Origin of the sequence: Paenibacillus sp. 22594 (assembly GCF_052044425.1) — a bacterium.
Lineage (GTDB): Bacteria > Bacillota > Bacilli > Paenibacillales > Paenibacillaceae > Paenibacillus_AQ.
Genome location: NZ_JBQENA010000001.1, coordinates 236,183 through 257,833 on the forward strand (window position 1 = coordinate 236,183; position 21,651 = coordinate 257,833).

The 21,651-nt window shown below is 47.9% G+C and carries 18 protein-coding genes and 1 pseudogene; 4 read left to right on the forward strand and 15 right to left on the reverse strand.

Annotated elements, in window-relative coordinates; translation table 11 throughout:
* Positions 1 to 107: 107 nt before the first annotated feature.
* A complete protein-coding gene (locus ACTJKB_RS00910) occupies positions 108 to 1,607 on the forward strand; it encodes a glycoside hydrolase family 43 protein (protein WP_440831395.1) in 1,500 nt (499 codons plus the stop codon).
* A 70-nt stretch (positions 1,608 to 1,677) separates the two neighbouring features.
* Here ACTJKB_RS00910 and ACTJKB_RS00915 read toward each other — a convergent pair whose 3' ends face one another.
* From ACTJKB_RS00915 to ACTJKB_RS00960, 10 genes are all read right to left on the reverse strand, one after another.
* Positions 1,678 to 1,986 carry a hypothetical protein gene (locus ACTJKB_RS00915; protein WP_440831396.1) on the reverse strand — a complete coding sequence of 103 codons (309 nt, stop codon included), beginning with the start codon at positions 1,984 to 1,986 and terminating at the stop codon, positions 1,678 to 1,680.
* A gap of 345 nt (positions 1,987 to 2,331) precedes the next feature.
* Entirely contained in the window at positions 2,332 to 3,741 is a 1,410-nt protein-coding gene (locus ACTJKB_RS00920; RefSeq protein WP_440831397.1) for a GTP cyclohydrolase IIa, read from the reverse strand.
* Positions 3,738 to 4,625, reverse strand: coding sequence for an L-serine ammonia-lyase, iron-sulfur-dependent, subunit alpha (gene sdaAA, locus ACTJKB_RS00925; RefSeq protein WP_440831398.1), 888 nt, complete (start codon positions 4,623 to 4,625; stop codon positions 3,738 to 3,740). Before sdaAA ends, ACTJKB_RS00920 begins: the two co-directional genes overlap by 4 nt.
* The gene (gene sdaAB / locus ACTJKB_RS00930; RefSeq protein ID WP_440831399.1) at positions 4,622 to 5,311 is read right to left on the reverse strand and encodes an L-serine ammonia-lyase, iron-sulfur-dependent subunit beta; all 690 of its coding nucleotides are present in this window, start codon (positions 5,309 to 5,311) and stop codon (positions 4,622 to 4,624) included. The genes sdaAA and sdaAB overlap by 4 nt, the downstream gene beginning before the upstream one ends.
* Positions 5,312 to 5,318: 7 nt before the next feature.
* Positions 5,319 to 6,389, reverse strand: coding sequence for a dihydrodipicolinate synthase family protein (locus ACTJKB_RS00935; protein ID WP_440831400.1), 1,071 nt, complete (start codon positions 6,387 to 6,389; stop codon positions 5,319 to 5,321).
* Positions 6,390 to 6,392: 3 nt separating this feature from the next.
* Positions 6,393 to 7,409, reverse strand: coding sequence for an NAD-dependent epimerase/dehydratase family protein (locus tag ACTJKB_RS00940; protein ID WP_440831401.1), 1,017 nt, complete (start codon positions 7,407 to 7,409; stop codon positions 6,393 to 6,395).
* Positions 7,410 to 7,570: 161 nt separating this feature from the next.
* The gene (locus ACTJKB_RS00945; RefSeq protein ID WP_440831402.1) at positions 7,571 to 8,314 is read right to left on the reverse strand and encodes an amino acid ABC transporter ATP-binding protein; all 744 of its coding nucleotides are present in this window, start codon (positions 8,312 to 8,314) and stop codon (positions 7,571 to 7,573) included.
* Between the two features lie 15 nt (positions 8,315 to 8,329).
* The gene (locus ACTJKB_RS00950; protein WP_074114109.1) at positions 8,330 to 8,989 is read right to left on the reverse strand and encodes an amino acid ABC transporter permease; all 660 of its coding nucleotides are present in this window, start codon (positions 8,987 to 8,989) and stop codon (positions 8,330 to 8,332) included.
* Between the two features lie 30 nt (positions 8,990 to 9,019).
* Entirely contained in the window at positions 9,020 to 9,790 is a 771-nt protein-coding gene (locus tag ACTJKB_RS00955) for an amino acid ABC transporter substrate-binding protein (RefSeq protein WP_440831403.1), read from the reverse strand.
* Between the two features lie 272 nt (positions 9,791 to 10,062).
* The gene (locus ACTJKB_RS00960; protein WP_440832669.1) at positions 10,063 to 10,776 is read right to left on the reverse strand and encodes an S-layer homology domain-containing protein; all 714 of its coding nucleotides are present in this window, start codon (positions 10,774 to 10,776) and stop codon (positions 10,063 to 10,065) included.
* 199 nt (positions 10,777 to 10,975) lie between these two features.
* Between ACTJKB_RS00960 and ACTJKB_RS00965 the strand changes: the two genes are divergently transcribed.
* The gene (locus ACTJKB_RS00965) at positions 10,976 to 11,404 is read left to right on the forward strand and encodes a YMGG-like glycine zipper-containing protein (RefSeq protein ID WP_440832671.1); all 429 of its coding nucleotides are present in this window, start codon (positions 10,976 to 10,978) and stop codon (positions 11,402 to 11,404) included.
* 524 nt (positions 11,405 to 11,928) lie between these two features.
* Here the strand turns inward: ACTJKB_RS00965 and ACTJKB_RS00970 are convergent.
* A pseudogene (locus ACTJKB_RS00970) lies at positions 11,929 to 15,588 on the reverse strand (Ig-like domain-containing protein); the annotation flags it as partial.
* Positions 15,589 to 15,720: 132 nt separating this feature from the next.
* Positions 15,721 to 16,605 carry a LysR family transcriptional regulator gene (locus tag ACTJKB_RS00975; protein ID WP_440831404.1) on the reverse strand — a complete coding sequence of 295 codons (885 nt, stop codon included), beginning with the start codon at positions 16,603 to 16,605 and terminating at the stop codon, positions 15,721 to 15,723.
* Positions 16,606 to 16,720: 115 nt separating this feature from the next.
* On the opposite strand from ACTJKB_RS00975, the gene ACTJKB_RS00980 reads away from it, so the two are divergent.
* Positions 16,721 to 18,103: an MFS transporter gene (locus tag ACTJKB_RS00980; protein WP_440831405.1), complete on the forward strand. Its 1,383-nt coding sequence runs from the start codon at positions 16,721 to 16,723 to the stop codon at positions 18,101 to 18,103.
* A gap of 30 nt (positions 18,104 to 18,133) precedes the next feature.
* On the opposite strand, the gene ACTJKB_RS00985 is transcribed toward ACTJKB_RS00980, so the two are convergent.
* The 3 genes from ACTJKB_RS00985 to ACTJKB_RS00995 form a co-directional block, all read right to left on the reverse strand.
* On the reverse strand, positions 18,134 to 18,490 hold the full coding sequence (locus tag ACTJKB_RS00985; protein ID WP_440832673.1) for an MmcQ/YjbR family DNA-binding protein: 357 nt from the start codon (positions 18,488 to 18,490) through the stop codon (positions 18,134 to 18,136).
* Between the two features lie 126 nt (positions 18,491 to 18,616).
* Complete coding sequence (locus ACTJKB_RS00990; RefSeq protein ID WP_440831406.1) at positions 18,617 to 19,615, reverse strand: histidinol phosphate phosphatase domain-containing protein; 999 nt, start codon at positions 19,613 to 19,615, stop codon at positions 18,617 to 18,619.
* Between the two features lie 37 nt (positions 19,616 to 19,652).
* Entirely contained in the window at positions 19,653 to 20,552 is a 900-nt protein-coding gene (locus ACTJKB_RS00995; RefSeq protein ID WP_440831407.1) for a metallophosphoesterase family protein, read from the reverse strand.
* Between the two features lie 317 nt (positions 20,553 to 20,869).
* Between ACTJKB_RS00995 and ACTJKB_RS01000 the strand changes: the two genes are divergently transcribed.
* Positions 20,870 to 21,583 (forward strand): YwiC-like family protein, encoded by a 714-nt coding sequence (locus tag ACTJKB_RS01000; RefSeq protein ID WP_440831408.1) that lies wholly within the window; start codon positions 20,870 to 20,872, stop codon positions 21,581 to 21,583.
* Positions 21,584 to 21,651: the final 68 nt, after the last annotated feature.

Consider the following 21,651-nt stretch of genomic DNA (forward strand, 5'->3'; position numbering starts at 1 on the left):
CCTTCAACCCTCCTCCATTGAAAGTTTTTATCGAATGGTGTTTAATTTTCTTAGCAGCAAGGCTAGCTGAATTCTTACATATATGAATTTATAATGAGGTGGATAAAATGAAATACAATAATCCGGTCATCAAAGGGTTTTACCCTGACCCCAGCGTATGCAAAGTAGAAAATACCTATTACCTGGTATGCAGTTCGTTTCAGTATTTCCCCGGTGTTCCGATTTTTGAGAGCCAAGACCTGATAAATTGGACCCCAATCGGACATTGCTTAACCCGGAAAAGCCAGGTTCAGTTGGGCAGTGTAAGCAGCTCCGGGGGTGTCTTTGCGCCAACCCTTCGTTACCATCAAGGCCGATTCTACATGACGACCACAAATGATACTACACGTCAGAACTTTTATGTCTGGACTGATGATATTTATGGCGAATGGTCTGAACCTATCAATGTCGATCAAGGGGGAATCGATCCGGATTTATATTTTGAAGACGGAAGAACGTATTTCATGAGCAATGGCACAGATGATTACGGAGTTGCTGGTATTGTCCAGTGTGAAATTGAAATTGTATCCGGCCGCAAGCTGTCTTCAAGCCGTTCAGTCTGGCAAGGTTCAGGCGGACGCTATCTGGAAAGCCCCCATCTATACAAAATAAATGGACAGTATTATCTGATGGCAGCTGAAGGCGGTACGGAATATGGCCATATGGTCACTTATGCGCGGGGGGATTCACCTTCCGGCCCGTTTGAGGCCTATAGGAATAACCCTGTTCTGACCAATCGGAATTTAGGCGGTTACGAGCTTCAAGGCGTTGGCCACGGTGATCTGATCCAGGACCACGAAGGGAATTGGTGGCTCTTGCATCTGGGGTTCCGTCAGACGGGTCAGTATCTTACTTATCACCACTTGGGACGTGAGGTATTCCTGACCCCGGTTACTTTTGGCGAGGATGGATGGTTTACGGCAGGTCATAATGGTACCACTCTATTATGTTTCGAGACCGATCGTATCGCGGGTACCATCCGTCAGCAGGAGAAACAGCTCTTCACGTTCGAGAACACCGATTGGAATCTGGACTGGTGTTATCTCCGGCATCCGGTTGCAGAGCATTATATGTTGGAATCCGATAAGATTAAGCTTAAAGGGACTGGTGTTACGCTGGATGTTCCTGCATCTCCGACCTTTATAGGCATTCGTCAAAAAGATTTCAACGCGGTTATTTCATGCGATATTAGCCTAACCGGTGGCGAAGCTGGCATTACAGTCTATATGGACGAAAACCACCATTATGATCTGGCATTGCGCGGACATCAAGGTGGATACGAGATCATTGAACGACTGAATATCGGTGATATTAAATCCATTGAAAGAGCTATAGATCTGGACCGAAATAATCAGGCTACATTGGTTATCAAATCTACCCCTACTCATTATCACTTCTACGCTCAAGTCAATGGGATAGAGACCCAGCTTGGAGCTGCGCAAACGAGATACCTTTCCTCAGAAGTAGCAGGAGGATTTACAGGTGTACTTATCGGCTTGTATGCAGTTGGAGAAAAGCCTGATTCCCACGCTGTTTTCACACAATTTAGCTGTGAGTATTTTAAATAAAAAAAACAAAAAGGCATCCGCCATGAGAGCGGATGCTTTTCTTACAATAGGAATCACTCGCTCTTCCAGTTCACCCTTCCACCACATCCGCTCGCAGATCCGTAGCAATTTGAATCATTTTGGGAACGATAGCATCGTTTGAAATGGCTACATACAAATCCCCCATATACAGCCGGAAAGGAATCTCCATATCCCCAAGTTTCCACATAAAAAAATCACCATCGATGGACATGATGCTATCTGCTCCTTGAATGGTAAGAACCTGCGAGTACGAAAAGTCAGGTGAGGATGCAAAGTATTGTTTGCACTCTTCCAAAGAGATGCTTTGCTCCACATTGTTTTCTTGCATGGATCGGGTTATACGAAAACGCTGATTCATTAATCTGCCTCCTCTTCTACAAAGCCATATTTTCTCACTTTCTAAGCCCACTGTCAAAACCATGCTTGTCCACGCTTGTCAGAATGTCAATCGATGCCTGGCTCCAATGAGTGACTGGAAACAGTCATGGTGCGGGAAGAAATGCTCCACCTGACCTGCGTAGCTAAAAAAAGGTGTTGGAGCGCATAACGCGATATTTTCATGCAAGTCAAATGGAATCTGATGCTGTATAAGATCTGCGGAAAGTATAGATTAAAAGCGGATTCAAAGGTCTCCATATAAGGCACACAGAAGAAAGTAATATCTTTCATCCGGTATATTAGAGCGCTATAAAGCAGCGGCAATCTAAGACTGGGGGGTCCCGTCTAAGGCTGCCGCTGTCATGCGTTCTTCCAAAAAAGCAAACCGGAATATTTGCCGCGGACGGCCTCTGGGCACTTTTTCCATACTGCTATTCTCTACCAATCCGTGATCCGACCATTCTAGAAGCAGCCGATGGGTACTTCGGACTGTAATGTTGAATAACAAAGCCAGTTCTTGAACATTATAGTCTTTCTTCCCTGTGCGGGCATAGTTTACGAGCAGCCTGCTCAAGTAAGTGGAGGACATACTGGCATTCTCTGTCTTTCTCACCCATTCAGGATCTATCAGTTCCAAATCATTCAGCAAGCCATCCGCCATCTCTAATGGACCAATGATCCCCTTATCCTCTCTCACGATGAAACAAACGTTTCCATTCCCTTCTTTGGATTTGCGCAGAGCCATTCTTGCATTAGAACCCGCTTCATTGGCCGTTCTGCCGAAGCCTACACCGATACTTAACGTTAATTGATAGGTTTTATAGATTTCGGAGGCCAGCGGAACTCTTTTGTATCCTGCAGTCTCTTGTTCGAATATCCCTCTGGTTGTAAAAAATAAATATTCGTCGCCTCCGAGATGTGTAAGATGGCCTCTTAATGAATCCACATAATCCAGCAGCATCCGGTGAATATTGAGCTTTAACTTTTGAATGTCATTTTCGGATGGATGACGTTCGATGATTTTTGCAAAGCCATCCACATTAATAAGACCCACGACAATCTGTGACTCCTTGCTTTTCCTCGCATCTGTGGATAAAAGTGCTCTTTCTAACGCGACAACGATATCCTGTGTGGTAGGGACCATCCATTCATTCGGAATACCCATCGCTGTTAATTCTGCGGAGACAGAATGTAATCCCGTAAGTGCACCTGATGTGATGCCCTTATGAAAGTTATCCCGGTGAAATCCCACAAGCTGCTCTCTTGTCGGGTAGTTTACGTTGTCATAGCAAATCATCTCCAAACCTTCATCTCCGATTTCTTCCAAAAAGCGTTTGGCCATCATTGGCGTAAGTGTATCTGCGCTAACGGCCTTAGTAGTGGCTTCCTTTATTCCTACCTCTCTTTGAATTTTGTAAAAAGCTTTATATAATCCTGTTTCGTTATAGCGGATATAGTGAACGGGTATTGCCGATTCTACTTTCTCCAATACATTACGATAAGGAACGGGGCCGCATAATAACAAAACATCAATTTCATGTTTGATAACATCGGCTAAACTTGGTGTTTCCAGTTCATCTCTTGAATATCTGACGACTGGTTCCAGGGTAGGGAATTTCTTAACGGCTAAGATGATCCTGGATACCATAGCTTGGGGGCCGATAATGCCAATTCTGATGCCGGCACGCTCACTGCTGCGGATGTCTTCTCTTTGAAATGGGTTCATTTCACTCATGGCCGTTTTCCTTTCGCATAAAGATTCTTCAGGATGACACGTCCAGTAGGTGTGGCGGCCAGACCTCCCTTGGCAGTTTCCCTGTGTGCCTCCGGCATGGAGGAACCCACCTCAAACATGACCTGAATCACTTCATCCGTAGGAATGGCACTGCGCATGCCTGCCATGGCCATATCAGCAGCAGCTAATGCTTGAACAGCACCAAAACCGTTTCGCACGATGCAGGGAATTTCGACCAAACCGCCGACGGGATCGCAGATGAGGCCCAAGCTGTTCATTAAAGCAAGGCCCACAGCATGGATCGCCTGATCCGGTGTACCTCCCCTTAACTCTACCAAAGAGCCTGCAGCCATCCCGACAGCGGACCCCACTTCTGCCTGACAGCCCCCTTCCGCGCCGGAGACAAAGGAATTATTGGCGATTACATAACCTATAGCCCCAGCACTGAACAAACCGTACACCATGTGCTCATCCTCCCAGCCAAAGCGTTCCTGACAGCTTATGAACACACCAGGAATAATTCCGCAAGATCCGGCGGTAGGTGTCGCCACTATGCGTCCCATAGATGCGTTCACCTCGGACACAGCCAGTGCATAGGCCATGGCAAGGCTTGCCTCATTGCCTAGAGAGGCATGGCCTTCAGCGCGCCAAGTCATTACCCGCTGAGCGTCAAGTCCAGTCAAGCCGCTGCGTGAAGTGGTATTTTCGGTAAGGCCTTTTTTAACGGATTCCTTCATGATGCCGTAATAGTCGGCCATCTTGGCGAACTCCTCCTGTTCAGAGTGACCTGATTCCGAGCTCTGATCCTGCAGCATTAGCTGCCCGAGGGTCAATCCGTTCCTTTTGCAACGATCTGCCAGATCTTTCAAAGAATTCGCAATCATGCCTTCATCTCCTTCTCCAGCTTATATATATCTACAATAGATAACTTGCGCACGAACGGCAGACCGCCTAATTGGCTGATGTGCGATTCATCCAAGGCTTGATCGGTCTCAAGTACAGTTAAAGCCTCTCCGTTACGGGCCTTTCGGTCCAAATCCATATAGCCGATATTCGTTCCAGTCGTATTCATTATCTGTGTAATCCCGGCAATAACACCACTCCTGTCGTCGTGATAGAGCAGCAGGGTCGGATACATTCCTGTAAATGAGACGTCAAAATCATCCACACACTGAATCTTAATGTTTCCCCCTCCGATGGAAGTTCCCTTCATCCGGACTGACGTTTCCTTAACGGTCACTTCAAGTTCAGCCGTGTTCGGATGACTTGTACGTCCACTCCCCCTGCGGAATGTCATCTGCAGACCCTGCTGCTCCGCGTACCGCAGCGCTTCTGGAATTCGGGAATCATCTGTGTTCCATCCCAGCAGACCTGCGGTTAATGCAAGATCTGTCCCGTGCCCCAAGCCAGTGTCAGCGAAAGAACCATACAGTGTAATAATCGCCTGTTCCGGCTGCTCACCCAATAACATCCGGCCTACCAACCCCAAACGGACAGCCCCCGCTGTATGAGAGCTGGAGGGACCGATCATCGACGGGCCAATGATTGAGAATACATCCTTGAACCGCATAGTCCTATTACTCCTTTAACCAAAGCTCAAGGCCATCTGCAACGAAATCATCATCATTAAGATGCGGATATGCATTATAGACGCGGTCAATCTCTTCCGCCTGGCCTCCGGACAGGTCCTCCTGCGGATTTAGACACCAACGGCCTTCCAGCAAGCCTTGTCTACGGAGCACCTCATGTATTCCGGGGATACATCCGTGGAAATCATGAGCCGGATCGAAAAACGCAGCATTGCAATCCGTCATTTCAACGTTTAACGTCAACCATTCCTGTGAAAACTCCTGATTTCTCCTTACCTTCTTGATCCTCTCCAACAGATCCACTGCATTTCTGGTCCAAAACGCCCAATGACCAAGCAGACCGCCAACGATTCTTTTTGTCACAATCAGTCCGTCAATGGAGAAACGGTACTCTGTAAGCAGATCGTTCACGATATTATCGTCATTCCCGGTGTAGAGAGCGATTTCATCTCTCCGGTTAGAATGACATACCGCCCTTACTACATCAAGTGTCTGATAACGATTGAATGGTGCCATTTTAATGCCAACTACTCCCTTGATTTCGGAGAACACCCGCCAGAACTCATAGCTGAATGTCATTCCGCCTACAGAAGGCTGCAGATAGAATCCGAACACCGGCAGTACTTCTGCCACTGCACGGATTCTCGTCAGATGTTCTTCTTCCGACAAGCCGGGAAGCCCTCCCAGGCTCACTAAGCCGATATCATAACCGAGTCCGGCTGCAGTCTCTGCTTCTTGCAGAGCTTGGGTCTGAGGACCGCAAATCCCCGCAATCTTGAGAAAAGGTCGCTGTAGGTTCGCCCGTTCCACTTCTTCAGCAGCCAGGCGGAGAACTGTCTCAAAGAGACCATACTGGGGATCACGAATCTCAAACTGCGTTGAGTGCACTGCAACAGCGATGCCTCCTGCTCCGCTTGATATATAGTAACGGGTCAGTGCCCGCTGCCTCCTAACATCCAGCTGCCGGTCAGCCGTAAGCGCGAGCGGATGGGCGGGAATAACCAGGCCATCATGCAGGGCAGCGTATTGTTCGGAGGTTAAGCTTTTTGGCTGTACCATGATTTAGTAATTCCCCTTTCTTTCCTGGAAGTGAGTCGGTTTATTCAAGGTCGCTCCTCCCTCTGCGACCCAAGCAGCAGTCCAATCGATCATGTCACGAAGCGATACGCTAGGGTATCCGAACAACTGGTGGCTCCTACCGGCATTACTCAGCAAAGCCGTAGCGGCTTCTGTACCTGTAAAGGTTGGCTTCGCACCCAGACGTGCGCCGAACTCTTCCGCAATCCAGCGAATCGAGACGGTTTCAGGTCCTGTTACATTCAGTACGGCTGGAGGGGTGGAGCAAATCCTCAGCGAACGAAGGGCAATTTCATTGGCATCTCCTTGCCAAATGACATTTACATGCCCCATGGTAACATCGACGGGAGTCCCGGCATGAACTGCTTTTGCCACTTCCAAAAGTACGCCATACCGCAGATCAATGGCATAATTCAGCCGGTAGACGGCCATAGGAATCTCATATTTCCGGGAAAAGTGTTCAAACACCCGCTCCCGTCCCAGGCAAGATTGCCCGTATTCACCAATTGGACCCGTCAGGTGTTCCTCAGATGCTCCACCCTGGATTAATGGAGTTAGGGGATACACATTACCCGTAGAGAAAACAACAATCCGTGACTCACGAAATTTCTCTGCCACTCTTCCGGGCAAGTAGGCGTTCATTGCCCAGGTGAAATGTTCATTCCCTGCTGTCCCGAATTTATTACCAGCCATATACAAGACATTCCGGACCTCTGGCAGCTTTTGAAGCTCAGCATCGTTCAGCAGATCGACGGGGAACGTCTCAATGCCTGCCTGCTCCAGCTCTTCCCGCAGACTTGAGTCCGATAACCGGGAAGCGCCTAATACACGTTTATTGCCTCCGGCTTCTTTTACGGCATTAACCGCAAGCTTACCAAGGGTTGGACCCATTTTACCTCCTATCCCAAGCAGCAGAATATCCCCGTCTAATTCTCTAATATCCCGAATCAGCTCATCTGAAGGTGTGGTCATTCCCACTTCGAGTTCCTCAATGGTTTTCATTAATCTTACCTCCTGTTCCATTCTGAATATTCTTTTATTCATATGATAACTAGGCTTGGGATTAAAAGACAACGACTATAAATAGTCTTTAAATCTCCGTCTCCGATAGACAAAAAAAGCACATAGCATCGGCTATGCACTTTCTTGAATTCCACTTCCGTTTAATCCCGATATAAAAATGTCCGGGTCCGCTCCAGCTGCGGGTTGCCGAAGATCTCCTCCGGTGTGCCCGATTCGGCGATTTCCCCGTTGTCCATAAAGAATACGCGGTCTGCCACATCACGAGCAAAGTTCATCTCATGTGTGACGATAATCATCGTCATGTTCTCCTCCGCAAGCTGGCGGATGACACGCAACACCTCGCCGGTCAGTTCGGGATCCAGCGCCGACGTCGGCTCGTCAAACAGCAGAATGTCCGGGTTGAGCATAAGTGCTCTGGCGATAGCCACCCGCTGCTTCTGCCCGCCCGACAGCATGGAGGGGTACACCTCTGCTTTATCAGCAAGTCCTACTTTGGAGAGCAGTTCTCGGCTTTTAGCGGTTATATCCTGAGTGTTCTCCCGCTTCAGCGTTCTCGGCGCAAGTTCCAGGTTTCCAAGTACAGTGAGGTGAGGGAAAAGATTAAAGTGCTGAAACACCATGCCCATAGCTGAGGTGATTCCCCTAATGTCCGCACCACTGGCGTATTTGCCGTTCTCCACGAGCGGCTTGCCTTGAATAAAAATGCTCCCGCCGGTAACCTCTTCCAGATGCACAAGACTGCGGAGCATGGTGCTTTTTCCGGAGCCGGAAGGCCCGATGACCGCCACTACTTCCCCGGGTTTAACATCAAAGGTAATCTTTTTCAGCACATCGAGGCTGCCAAAAGATTTCTGCAATTGTTTTACTTCAATCATACTACTCATAGCTAAACAGCCCTTCTACTCATATTTGAAACGTTTCTCCAGAACCTTGAAGAACAGCGTAAGCACCAGTGTCATCAGCAAATAAATTACGCCCGCTACTACAAATGGGGTCACTGTAAAATCACGGTTCACCGCCGTTTTTGCAAAATTCAACAGCTCTGGTACGGCAACTGCATATAGCAAAGCAGTATCCTTGACCAGGGTAATCGACTCGTTGGCTACCGCAGGCAGTGCCACACGGAACATTTGGGCGAGAATCACCTTGCGCAGGGTCTGCCATTTGCTGAGCCCGAGCACCTTGGCCGCCTCATGTTGCCCCTTATCAATCGACAGCATCCCGCCACGGAAAATCTCGGCAAAATACGCACCATAATTTAGGATAAACCCAAGGCTGGCTGCGACGAAACGGTCCATGACCAGATACTGCCCAATCACGGGAATCTGCGGCAGGCCGAAGCAGAAGAACAGCAGCTGCAGCAAGAGTGGTGTTCCACGCATGACGTAGATATACGTGTGTGCGATCCAGGCCAGTGGCTTGAGGGCACTTTTGGCCATCAGTGTGACAATCATCCCGAGTGGAATGGACAGCAGGATCACAATCAGGAACAGCAAGACGGTCGTCCGCGCTCCCTCCAGCATCGGCCCGGAAATTTTAATAATATAGTCAATATTCATGTCTTTCACCCGACTCCTAAAGGAAACAATCTAGTTAAGTACTTTATTTTCTCCAAACCACTTCGTTGAGATTTCAGCAGCCGTTCCGTCACTGTTCAATTCATCCAGAGCCTTTTGCAGCTCAGTCAGCAGTGCTTCATTGCCTTTCTTAATCCCGATGCCGTATTGCTCAGGAGCAAGGGATTCATCCAGCAGCTTGTAAGAGTCCGGTTCCTTGGACATATAATATCTTGCCACCACTTCATCAATGACCACTCCATCCAGGCGCCCCGACTTCAGGTCCGTCAGGGCAAGCACATTATCCGTAAACTCGGAAACACCAGAAAGCTTGGCCTTGATAGGGCTGGCCTCCAGGGCATCGGCAGCCGACGAAAGGCTTTGCAGTCCGACTTCTTTTCCGGCAAGATCATCCAGCTTCGACAGCATTGAATCCGCCAGTACGACTACAACCTGGCTGTTCTCCAAATAAGGTTTGGTAAATAAGACCTTCTCCTTACGCTCGTCTGTTATGGTGTACCCGTTCCAAATCATATCAATGCGTCCGCTGTTCAGCTCCGATTCCTTGGCTGACCAGTCTATTGGCTGGAAGGTAACCTCTTTGCCCATTTTCTCAGCTGCCGCTTTCGCATAATCAATATCAAAACCGACAATTTCATTGTTATCATCTCTGAAGCCCATCGGTGCAAACTTATCATCTATCCCGATCACCAGCTTGCCATCCTTACTGCCTGAACTGGAGCAGCCCGCAATCACAGCAATAGCCATTACAAGTAATAATACCAATATTCCTCTTCTCTTCATCTCTCAAATCCCCCTAGTAGATAACACATTGGATCATGTGCTTTAGTTCGTTAACACGTTATCAGTTTATCATGATAACATATCATGTGAGTTGCGTCGATAGAGAAGAGAAACACTTCTGTGTCAATATAAATCAGCAAACTGTTTCTCCGGATACAGGATGCTGATAGATGATTAATGTTTCCCACAATTTAGGAAGGATTCTATTGACATAGTGAAAAGCCCCCCGGCTATGCCTAGAGGGCTTCTCTTTTATTCTTCTCGTATATTCTTTAGTTATTAATGAACCGTATCCATCGTTCTTCCATGTCGTTCACGCGAGTGGACTCATGGGAATGGGAAGCTTCCTCAATCTGTGCATAACTCCAGTCACTCTTCGCCGTATCGGGCCAGGTGGGCTCGAAGTCACCGGTAAGTCCTCCCCGCCGCAATACCTTGTTCATGGCTACTACGGCTTCCTCCCGGGTCAGATTATCATTGGGATGAAACTTACCATCCGTACTTCCAATCATGATGCCTTCGGACTTAAGATCTTCTGCGGCAAATTTAGCCCAATGACTTGCCGTGTCGCTGTAGGTCAATGGCACTCCGATACTCGCAGTTTTGCCCTGGAATGCGAGAATAACCGCAGCCATCTCTCCCCTGCTGATGTACTTCTGGGGATGGAAGAGCCCATCGGGATAACCTTTCATCATTCCCGTATCCTTCATGACTTGAATCCCTGACGACGCCCAGTGAGTTGTCGTCACATCCGGGTAAGGCTTGACGGTGATCTTCCCCTGCGCTGTTCCGAGCAATCGTGTCAGTATAGCAGCCATTTCAGCCCGTGTGATGGGATTCCCTGGTTTGAAAGTACCATCCGGATATCCGCTGATGTACTTATTATGGATGATACTGTTCATGATCTCGAGTGAGAAGGATTCAAGGCTTTTGGACTGAATTGTACTGGCGGTTGTCGGAGCCTTGTATTCAATCCGGATGAACATACCTGCCGCAATGGACTTATCCAGCGTCAGAACCAGGCGGTTATCGCTGGTAATCTCGGCTTGCTGAACCTTAACCGGTTTGCCCGCTATGGTAACTGTTAGCCCTTCTGTAGATAGGGGCCCCTCTGCAAGCACCTGATCCAGCTTCAGATCAAGCTGTTTATCCGTCTTACTGACGGTACCTGTTATTACTTTCACCTTGCCCGGGGACACCGGGGAAGGTGAAGCCGCTGGAGAAGCTGCGGTTGGTGCCACTGTTGGTGCTGTTGTCGGTGCTGTTGTTGGTGCTGATGTTGGTGCTGCTGTTGGTGCTGCTGTCGGTGCCGTTGTTGGTGCTGCTGTTGGTGCTGTTGTCGGTGCCGTTGTCGGCACTGGATCAGTGACTTGGAAGAAGGTAAAGGTACTGAATTTATTTATCGTAAACTTCAATCCGGTTGCGACACCATTGGTAGTAATGATCTGGCCAGGAATGGAATCTGCCCCCGTCCCTCTGACAATAGACACTGAACCATCCGAGTGTTGGATAAAGACGCGTAGAGAATCAAGATACTGCTGGCGCTGTGCAGATTCGCTTGGTATCGGGAGATACGTCAAAGGCAGTGTTACCTCGGTTGCGAAGCCCGAATAGTTAGTTTCAATTTCACGCGGTATATCGAGCATTTGGATATTTTTGCTGGCAGCCTCCGCTTTTACCAGTGTATTCTGCAGAGTTTCATTAAAGATCGTCTGGCGTTTCGACTCTGCCCGTACCGGAACAATCCGGAGGAACAGATCAATGCCGGAATAATTCGCCTGAGTCACGGAAGCTGCCGGGAGCCGGACAGAACCTTCAGCGGTTGTAAGTTGAACTGCCTGATTATTAAGCTTGTCCAATGCATCTACAGGAATCTCCATGGTGATTTCATCGGAACGATCAGAGGAATCCCCATTCGGCTTATCATTAAACTGCATCTCAAGATCAGAACCGGCCCCGATGAACTGCAGCAGGTTATCCATAGAAGCAGGAGATACAATCAGTTTGTCAATACGGCTGCCGTCCGACAGGGTAGTACGGTTAATCAGAACCGGTATTTCCTTGTCATCCACCATAATCTTGCTGTCTTTGCGTTGACTTGTTGTTTTGGTTTCCGCAACATTGGTGCTCTTGACGATTAGCAGAAAACTACGGGACAAGCTCATGGTGCCTTTCTTGACGGTAGCTGTCAGTATGACGCTTTCGTCCTCTGCCTGACGGTTAACAACTGCCTTGAATTCCCTCCCCTCTGCACTACCCCATTCAGCAGGAGCATTTTCAATGGATATTACCGTTGGCTTGTTCGACGACCAGGTGATATCAGTATTGTATTTTCCATCCTTGAGCAGGAATACAGGCAGCGTTACGCTTTCCCAGATGTCGCCTATGCTGTAGCGTATCCAAAGGCTTCGCACAACCTCCTTCAACTGATTCTCATTAAAATCAGCGACGTTCACGATTCCCGTTGCCTTAACAGCTGCAGTATTGTCCAGTCCTTCAGGAAAAGGACCTAAAGTACCTGTAAAGCTATATGTTGCAGCTAGGTTGCCATCGTACACAGGGACGGATTCATCGTCCCAAGTCACTGGGACCGCCGCCGTACTGCCGCCCTCCAAAGTGACCTCAACCGTGTTGCCTAAAGCTTCCCTTGCCTTCAACTTTGTAGTAGAATACGGCACATTTACGCTGACGTCCTTCGCTGATACTATACTTGTTGTACCTGAAGGCAATACGTAGACTGTCCCGCTTCCGGTAATGGAATTGTTGTTATTCACTCCCTCCGGCAACGGGCCAAAGGTTCCTGTAAATACATAAGGTCCGGTCACTGAACCATTATAAACCGGAACGGAATCAGCACTCCATGTAATGGGTACCGCGGCTGTTCCGCCACCTTCAAGATTGACGGTGACTTGGGAACCAAGTGCACTTTTAGCACCCTCAACTAGGGTACCGTATGGCACATTTACATTAAGATCCGAAGCCACTGAAGCAATGCTCTTGGTGACCTGCGGCAGAACCGTCACTGTACCATTAGGTGCAGTAACGTTCTTATTATTATTTATGCCTTCAGGCAAGGTTCCGAAGGTTCCTGTAAATACATAAGCTCCGGCCACTGAGCTATTATAAGCCGGCACAGAATCAGCACTCCATGTAATAGGCACCGTGGCTGTTCCGCCACCTTCAAGGTTGACGGTAACTGAAGTTCCAAGTACGGCTAGGGCGTCAGACATCATTGTCCCGTACACAACGCTTACATTAATGCCGGCCGCTGAAATAATGCTTGCCGTACCGGATGGCAATACTGTTACTGTGCCGCTGGGAGCAGGAACTGAGTTATCATTGTTGATCCCTGCCGGAAGCGTGCCAAATGTGCCAGTGAACACATATTGTCCGGGATTGGATCCGGTATAAGCCGGTGTCGAATCTTCACTCCAAGTGATAGGCACAGAAGCTGTTCCTCCACCCGCCAGATTCACAATAACACTCGTCCCCAGTGCAGCTTTAGCGCCTTCAATGGATGTCCCGTAGGGTACACTTTCGCTCACATTAGCTACAGAAGCAATGCTCGCATTGCCAATCATAAAGGATGTGGAGGCCGATGCAGTGTTTCCTGCCTCATCCGAAGTAGTTGCTTCTGCGGTATGGCTGCCATTTATCCAATCCGCAGACGGCGTATAGCTCCAATCGCCGTTTTCATTGGCCGTCACATTAACGATGACCGACTGATCAAGATTCAAACTGATCGCTGCATTAGGTTCTGATATGCCAGTAATTGGATCACGGACATGAATATGTGAGGCTGCCGGAGGACTGCTAATCGCAATAGTAGTGCTAGTCTTCACATGTGCGTGCAAAGAAGCTTTGATTGCATTATTGTTGTCTGCCGATGCGGTGACTGTGTAGTTCTTACCACTAGTCAATATAAACTCTGAAGGCGTTTTCACCGACCATTTGCCGGAAATAACCGGTATATTGGACCAAGTGTAGGATTTGGAATCATCACTGTCATCGGTGATTGTGACATCCACAGCTGTATCCGTTGATCTGCCGCGGAATACCGGATCGGTAGTCGTCAGATAAATGTATGGATGTGATCCGTTTTCAATGCTGACATCCAGCGCACTGACTCCGTAATTGACAGTGTTGCTGACCACTTCGGTGCTTCCATCTGTAGCAATGGCTTTGAATGTATGATAGCTGTTAGCCGGTGTCGCCGTTAACGGCTTATCGATGCTGATCGTCCAATTTCCAACCGAATCAGCGATAGTCTGCCGGGAGAGCACGTTGTCGATGTACAATTTGACGGTTTCACCCGGATTTGCTGTTCCTTTAATATCGGGCATGGTAACATCGGATCGGGTATTATTTGCCGGTGAATTGATTGCGATACTGCTTTGCAGGAATTTAATAACCTGAACCGCTTTGGCGTTGGCATTATCTTCATCTACAGCGACAATCTTATAGGTAGACCCTGGTGTTGGTGTATTTCCATTTATATAACTTATAGAAGATGTCGACCAAGCTCCCGGACTTCCAGTTACCCCAAGTCTCATAGCTGAAGTCAAAAGGGTCTCCGTCGCTAAATCAGAGCCTGATAAACGGTAGATGGAGAACAGTACATTTCTGTTACCGCTTGCAGAACGTACAAAAGTCCCTGCAAAGCTGCTTGGAAACTGATATGTGGAGTAACTCGGGTTTCCTGTGATCGTCACCTTGGAGGCTCCGATTCCGGTGAGTTGAGATGCAGTAGCCGGATACCCCTTCTCGTTAACCACGCTGGCTGTTACCAGATAGGAAAATCCGGTTGCGATACCTGTAATCCCAGATATGGACCAGGCATTATTGTTGACTGTTGCAGTTTTGGTGACTGCTGCACCATTACCGGATGTAGGAGTAATAGTTAGGGTAACTGTCTGTCCATTGACCACGTTGGCTGTGGTTCCGGCTACAGACGTAGGGAAGCTAGTATATGCATCCAGAAGTGCCGGCGCAATTGCTATATTTGGACGATAGATTCCGAAAGGAGCCAGCTTGGCGTAGTCGCCGTAAGCTTCATCCTGCCCATCCTTATTGACCACAGCCAGATTAGCCGATTTAGAGGTAGCGAATGCAAATTTCAGAATGGAAGCCGACGTAATTCCTGAATCAATCGCTGTTAAGCTAGCCACAGGAATCTGAATGTCGAGAAAATAATCACCGTTTGTATCCTCAACCACCCGTGAGCCTGGTACATTCTTTCCGGTGTTGTCGGTCTTATTCAAAGCATGAACCACTGAACCGTTGCTATTGGATATATAAATGTAATCCTCATGAGGCGATTTACCGTTAAGCCCAATGACGGCTTTGGTCGCAGTACCGTCAGATACCTTCACAAGCCAGACGGAAGAGAGATATCCTCCTTTATCATCCCGCGGGTCCCCTAATAATCTCATACGAAAAAACAGATTCGAGCCGTCACCCGCTACGTAGAACGAAGGAAGATCACCTGCACCCTTAGATAGCCCGCTCATAAAATCAACATCGTCCGGACTTATTCCGGGCTCGTTGGCCGGGTCATTAATTATCTTCCCGGTGCTGTCAGTATAAGCGGTAAAACTGGCAGGCCATGGTTGAACAGGGGCATTTTCCACCTGTAGCGATGGCGCTGCCCAAGTGATTGAAGTCTGCGGTATAACCGTCATGCAAAATAATAGAATTGCCAGATACATAGCCACTTTTGATGATGTTTTCTTGTTCCTCATCGTTCGACCTCTCTTCTGTGGTGTGATGTATTCATTCGGCATTGTGATATATCTCATAGACTCAGAGATATTTACAGAATCTCACAATTTTCTATAAATTACAATCACTATTCGACAAACAGAAGCAGTCGCACCTACGGTGAATGTTTGAACTTCGGGCCGCTCAGATCCCACCGTTCCTTAGTTGAATTAAGATAGTTCAGACATCGACCGAAAATATTCCACAACCACCTCACGGAATTCCAGAGCTGCCTGCGAAATGTAACGGCTTTTGTGCCATAATAAAGCGATTTCCCTTACCAATTCGTGATCGTCCACTTGAATATAGTGGATATGTTCCCGTGAGTTCCGTGCACTGTTTGGTATGAAGGCTATACCAATTTCCGCTTCCACAAGAGCACTTAACCTTGCAGGTTCGTCTCCCTCATATACATATTGGGGTACAAATCCAGCAGATTCGCAAACCGCGTCAACTCTATCACGAGTCCCGTAGCCTCTCTTTACACCGACAAACCATTCATCCCGTAGTTCTATCAAGGATACCTTTTTTCGATTTGCCAGGTGATGCCCCTTAGGTACAGCGACAACGATCGGGTCCATGTATACAATTTGACATTCAATATCTTCCCCTTGTACCGGAGGTGAAGACAAGCATACATCTACCGCTCCACTAAGAAGAAGTGCAACCATTTCCTGCGTGGCAAGCATTTGTACATGAAAATGAACAAAAGGCCTCTTTTTCCGAAACTCCCTAAGGATATTGGGTAGTGTGCTTGCGGCGGTCACCGCCAGTTCCAGGGTCCTATGCTCCAGGTTGGCAAGATCCTTAATCTCCTGCTTGCCCTGTTCCAATTCAAACAAAGCCCGTTCTGCACGGCGGAGAAATCTGTTTCCGAACTCATTCAACCGCAGTCTTCTTCCGGTCCGGTCAAATAAGGGAACCCCCAAATCGTCCTCCAGGCGTCCAATCGTTTTGCTCAAAGAGGATTGAGTAACGTGCAGACTTCGTGCAGCTTCAGTAACATGTTCCAGTCGAGCTACGGCGATAAAATATTGCAATTGAAGAAGTTCCATCTCTCAGCCTCCATTCATTCCCTCAGGTCAATGAAATCATAACATGAAATGCGTTGGAGTAAATACATGATGTCAAGTATGATAGGTTTAATACAATACAGGGAGGAACTCAGATATGAATTCACGTAGCTGGTGGTTAATGATTTCCGTGGGACTGGGTATTCTCTTGAATCCACTTAACTCTTCGATGGTTTCGGTTGCGATTCCACGGCTGCAACAGGTGTTTCAGCTAGATTTCACACAGGTTTCTTGGGTTATTTTTTCTTTTTACATAGCGAGTGCTGTCGCTCAACCCGTCATGGGAAAGGCCAGTGATTTATTTGGCCGCAGAAAAATATTCCTTACCGGGTTATGTGTTGCCTTCGCTGCCTCATTCTTAGCTCCACTGTCGCCGAGCTTTGGGTGGCTTATCGTATTTCGTATCGTGCAATCCATTGGAACAAGTATGATGGTTGCCGTTGGAATGGCCATTGTGCGAGTTCATATCACAGAGAAGCAAGCGACGGCACTATCTGTTTTATCCATATTCCTATCCGGAGCAGCAGCCATTGGACCCTTTGTTGGCGGGGTAATCATTCACTGGTGGGATTGGCATGCTATCTTTTTCGTCAATATTCCGTTTGTGGCGGCGAGCTTTCTATTGGCCTGGAGGACAATTCCTAAGGACGATCCGCCAACAGCCATCGCAAGCAACATGTCTTTTCGGAAATGGGCACAGGTGATTGATGCAACAGGTATCCTGCTTTTCACAACGGGTCTGGTTGCACTACTCGTTGGTTTACTGTCGGCAAAATCATCCGGGCATATCTCATGGCTAAATATTACTGTCGGACTGATGGGTCTCTTATTCATTTGGGCTTTCGTCCGGCACGAGCTGCAAACGGCCTCGCCTTTTATTCCCTTGCGCACATTTGGGCATTATCCTGCAATGACTTGGGTCAATATTGAATTCATGCTCGTCAATGTATTGTATTATTCGGTATTTTTCGGGCTTCCTTCCTATTTGCAAACGGTACGTCATGTCAGTGAATTCCATACAGGGATTCTAATGTTAACCTTAGGATTGTGCTCACTAGTGGTTTCTCCGCTCGCAGGACGTTGGATCGATCAATCGGGAGCAGGTCCGGCACTCTTGGTGTCCGCCATATTAATGACATTGGGGTCCGTTTGGATCGTATCATTGGATCAAAATTCGCCAGTGATCAGTGTGTGTGTGGCTTTAGCTGTTTTCGGAATAAGTAACGGGCTGAATAATGTCGGTATGCAAGCAGCCCTGTTCAAAAGCTCACCGAAAGAAATAATCGGAGTAGCGTCCGGTTTGTTTAATACATCCAGATACCTTGGAACGATTCTCTCCTCATTGTTGATAGGGATCGTCATGGGCGGAAAATTCAGCTTCGGGGGATTCCGGGTGCTTGGGCTGATCCTAACAGGCGTTGCCTTGTCCTTGGTTGTCATGAGCCTGCGTCGCCGGAGGTCAGGGCAAATGCAAGAGTAGGATACATTATTCGATATTAAGCCCTTAACATTAATTCTCCAGTATGGAGTTTTGGAGGCTTTTGGAGAGGGTTTTAACCACTAAAAGATAAGAGTGGTCGATCATAGCAAATAGATCAGGCTCGGGTACAGAACCATCGAGGGTTATTGAATTCCAGTGTTTTTTGTTCATATGGTAACCTGGACGAACGTTTTCATACTGCTCTCTTAGATTATCCGCAATTACAGGATCACATTTCAGGTTGATAATGGTGTGCTTCTCAAGATTCTCAAAAATCAGAGCAAACATTTTGTCTTGAATTTTAATCACCAAGGGCTCAGGTCCGAAGGGGTACTCCTTGGTTGCCCCTTTTTTCTGTACACAGTATTCAATTATATTCGTTTTCATTGTGCTCTTCATCTAAGCAACTCTCCTCTACCGAACTTGTGTATTCTATTATAACCGATCCAAAAAACATACCCAACTATAACAAAACGAGCCTTTCTTCAAGAAGAAAGACTCGCCATGTATTCGTTATTCCAGCCCGTGCCGGCTCCTCTGCCGGTTGTGGAAGGTTACAATGTCCCGTATCCCCGCCTGCTTCAGAAGTTCGAGCTGCTGATCCGTATAGCCGCCAAGGTCTTCAGGAAAATGAGCATCGGTGGAGGTCGTAAAAAGCACGCCTTTGGCCGCCAATACCGCCAGGAAAGCCGGGCTTGGGCACATCTCCTGAATCGGATAACGGTACACCATGCCGGCGTTAATCTCTGTGGCTGTATCATGTGCAATCAGCATATCCGCAATTCGCTCATACGATGACAGCAGCCGTTGCTCGTCGGGGCGATAGTTGAAGGCTTTGAGGTTATCAAGGTGGGCAACAATATCGAACAAGCGAGAAGTGATCGCATTTCCGACGATTTCGAAGAACCGGGCGTACAGTGCTTCCAGATCGAATTGTTCAAAATACGATTGCGTCGCTGGATTGTCAAAGCCCCAGCCATCTACAAAGTGCACTGAGCCGATAACATAGTCATACGGCTGTTCCGCCAATATACTGCTTAGCTCCAGCTCGCAGCCCGGAAAATAGTCCGCTTCGATACCAAGCCGCAGCTCAATACCCGCATGCCGCCATTTCTCCTGTTGGGCCTGAATGCATCGTACAAAATCGTCCGAATCTGCCATGCACACCTGGTCCAGCCATTCCCGCTGCAAACGACCTATCCAGGTATCATCCAGGATCATATGCTTTTCATAATAGGCTTTATATTTCGTGAACCGGTACAGATGATCAACGATACCGACAGTATGAAGGCCTCTCTTCTTGGCTTGCTCCAGATACAGGTCCAGCCACTCTGTAGTAAAAGCTCCGCCCGATATGCGCCGTTCCAATAGACGGAAGCTCTCCTCCATCCAAGACAGTGTATGTATCTGCTCAATGCTGCCTTTCATAGCTGTAAGACTCTCGAGCGTACGTTGCAGCCACCTTGGTGAATAGGGTCCTTCTTCCAGATGGAGATGAAAATCTACCTTCATTTCGTATACCCTCCTGTTGTCTCTATCCATGCTTAGGCTACACTACACTGCCATCCTCCAGCCTGATCCAAGTCTCGAAACGCCGCTCCCCTTCCAGGAGTTGTATAACCCGTGCGCCGCGTTGCAGTTTTCCGTAAGTATTATGCCCGGTTACCCGTCCGTAGGCCAACGTTATCCCGTGCAGCACGCCTATGTAATCATTATCATGATCGTGCCCGGCGAAGGCCGCCATCACATCCCCCGCTTCCAGCATCGCTGCGAACCAGCCGCTGTTCACTTTGGAACAGCAGACCATTTCGCCTTTATTCCCAGCTACACTCCCTGATTGCCACACCTCATTGTACTCAGGAATCGGAATATGCATAAACGCCAGAGCAGGCAGTATTCCGCTGTTTCTCTCACGAATCTTAGCAGATTCCCGGGAATACCATTCGACTTGATTGGGATGAATCCAGGCATACCCTCCGATAGCAGCAGGCGCATATTCACCCGAATCCACGAAATACAGTGCCGCCGACTCCCTGTCTCCAGCGCGGCTATAGAGAGGTAGCACATAATTTCCAGTACCTTGCACCTCTTCCGGGCCCGCTTCAGCTACACATAACTCATATTCCGTCAAAATCGCCTGGAGCTCTGCCCGTGTAACCCCCTTCTCCGTATCATGGTTGCCATAGATCACGGCAAACGGCGTCCCGGCCTGTACCGCTACCTCAATAACCCGCCGGAAGGTGGCCTTAGGGTCCACAGTATCAACGCTGTAAATCAGGTCACCGCTGAACACAACCAGATCCGGCTGTTCGGTTTCCAGGATGCGCTGCATAAGGACCAGCGTCCGGGCATCGCGCTCCGGCTCGATTCCATCCTGGAGATGGATATCGGTAAACTGCACCATTTTAAAAGTTCCATTCGCGTTAAAGGAAAGACGTCGTTTATTCATGTTAAGCCTCCTGAAATCCGGGTGATCACTTTTGTGATCCCAAGTTGTTCTTTTGTGCTTTTTCGTTGTTTTATGTGGCTTTTATTTTAAAATAGCACTAATGGACACGCGAACGCAAGTACTTTTTTTCCACGTAGGGTAGTTATAGCGTGAAAGACCTTCTGCGGCGATACTGGAAATCTTGTTTGCAAGTGTTTACCGTGATGAGTTAGGGAAATCAGCAGTGTGTGCTTGGAATCACTAGATAGTGCCATGAAGGGTCGTATATTTATAGAGTCGGGGAAATAAAGCATTTATGATACAGGAGGTATGTAATATTGAAAAAGTATATTCCTAATCAACATGGGGCATGGGCTATGCTGATTCTCCCCTTTTTGTTAGGGATGGCAGCCTCACGGGCACTATTCCTCCATATTCCTTTGTTCATTTGCTGGCTGCTGATTTATTTATTCATCTTCCAACTGCTGCAAGGGGTCCGAACGAGACGGTTTGACAGGATTCTCAAGCCGCTTAAATTGTACGGCCTGTTGCTCCTCCCTTTTATCATTTATCTGGCCGTTGCCGAGCCTCATCTTCTCTGGTTTGCACTGCTGGCACTCCCTCTTTTTGCTGTAAATCTGTATTATGCCAGAACCAAAAACGAACGGGCGCTTCTCAACGATATCTCAGGTATTCTGCTGTTCTGCCTGATGCTGTTTCCCGTGTTTTATATTGGCGGAGGGACAAGCTGGGAAACGGCTGCCGAATTATTTATTCTGGCATTCCTATATTTCGTAGGTACTGCCTTGTATGTAAAAACGATAATTCGTGAGAAAAATAATCCGCAATATTATTACGCATCGGTAATATATCACTGTCTATTCCTGCTTACGGGAGTATTGATGTTCCCTTCCTTAATCTTCCCCCTGTTGATTCTGCTGGCACGCGCAGCGGGCCTTCCAAGAACCAAGATTACAGCCAAACGGACCGGAATGCTGGAAATTGTCTTTTCAGTCATGTTGTACATATCAGTGATTGTCTTATATTTCTAACCATACCATATCTCCTGGGAAGCAAAGAAGCGGACTCCGATTGCCGGAACCCGCTTCTTAATATTGTG